1 protein-coding gene is annotated in these 1,267 nt (G+C 44.4%); it reads left to right on the top strand.

Annotation, left to right across the window (positions count from 1 at the left end; translation table 11 throughout):
* The first annotated feature begins 231 nt into the window (after positions 1 to 231).
* On the top strand, positions 232 to 1,239 hold the full coding sequence (locus tag BMW65_RS23770) for an IS110 family RNA-guided transposase (protein WP_090609499.1): 1,008 nt from the start codon (positions 232 to 234) through the stop codon (positions 1,237 to 1,239).
* Positions 1,240 to 1,267: the final 28 nt, after the last annotated feature.

The following is a 1,267-nucleotide window of genomic DNA, read 5'->3' as shown; positions in this document are numbered from 1 at the left end:
ATCGTTAGTTTGTACTCAGAAGAATAAAGACAAGCAATGAGAATAAGCCGTGAGTTATACCTTTGGCTAAAAAGCTCCATCTGCTGCCCTAACTTTATAATGTTAATAGGGAGAAACCTAACTTTCATATTAAGGACAGCAGATTCATTGAGTCAAAGCCAGAGAGTATTTAGGGTAAAACCCATTATCACGATGTTAGCCACTCAATACGGAGCATAAAACTTAAAGTTTATGCAAGTATATGGAATTGATTTATCAAAGGAAAGGTTCGATGTAAACTTCCTTGATGCAAACGGAAAAGAAAAACACAGGACAGTGAAAAACGGATTGTCAGCCATATCGGGATTTCTCTCGACCGTACCCACCGGGTCTGTTCTCTGTGCGGAGAACACGGGGACCTATGGGGATCTGCTGGTTTTTCTGTGCAACCGGTGTGGGGTTTCCATTGCGCTGGTTCCCGGCTATACGGTTAAACACAGCCTTGGTCTGGTGAAAGGGAAATCCGACCCGATAGATGCGGCACGCCTGCGGGAATATGGGGAGCGGTTCTTTGACAAACTGTCATTCAAGGCTTACCAAAGCGAAAACATGTCAGAACTTCGGCAGCTATTTGCACTTCGTTCGCAATTGGTTAAAGCCCGGAAGGAACTAATAACCGGGGCGCACGCCAGGGAGCAGATGCCCATGCAAAGTGTGAAAGCCAACCTAATCCTAAAAGCCTCTTTAAGCTCACTCGACGAGCAGATCGGGGAAGTGGAGAAGGAGATATCCCTTATCATCATGGACGATGCGGAGATGGCTGAGAATTACACGCTTTCTATTTCTGTGTTCGGTGTAGGCCCGGTCATAGCTACAAATATGATCATCAAGACCGGGAACTTCAAGGCGATCGATACAGCCAGGAAAGCGGCTTCTTATGCGGGTGTATGCCCCTTCCCCAACACATCCGGGAACATGGTCGGAAAATCCAAAACAAGCCCTTTTGCAGACAAAGAACTCAAATCGCTGCTGTATATGGGCGCAAAAGCAACCGTGAAACACAACAAGGAATACCAGCTGTATTACCAAAAAAAGCAGCAGGAAGGAAAACCGCATTATCTAATCATGAACAATGTTATGAACAAATTATTGAGAACAATCTACAGTGTGGTAAAAAACAAAACACCATACTCATGGGACTACGTATGTCTCGACCCCAGAGAGAAAAATGTAAACTGCTCCGAAAAAAAAGTGGCCTGAAAACTTGTAATTCATTAGAGTATATGAA

The organism is Parapedobacter koreensis, assembly GCF_900109365.1.
In the GTDB taxonomy this organism is placed as follows: Bacteria; Bacteroidota; Bacteroidia; order Sphingobacteriales; family Sphingobacteriaceae; genus Parapedobacter; species Parapedobacter koreensis.
This window is presented reverse-complemented; position numbering and strand designations above follow the sequence as displayed.

What these genes read in the sequence shown, in the direction of transcription:
- BMW65_RS23770 (WP_090609499.1), top strand. Translation starts at nt 232, where the DNA reads ATGCAAGTATATGGAATTGATTTATCAAAGGAAAGGTTCGATGTAAAC.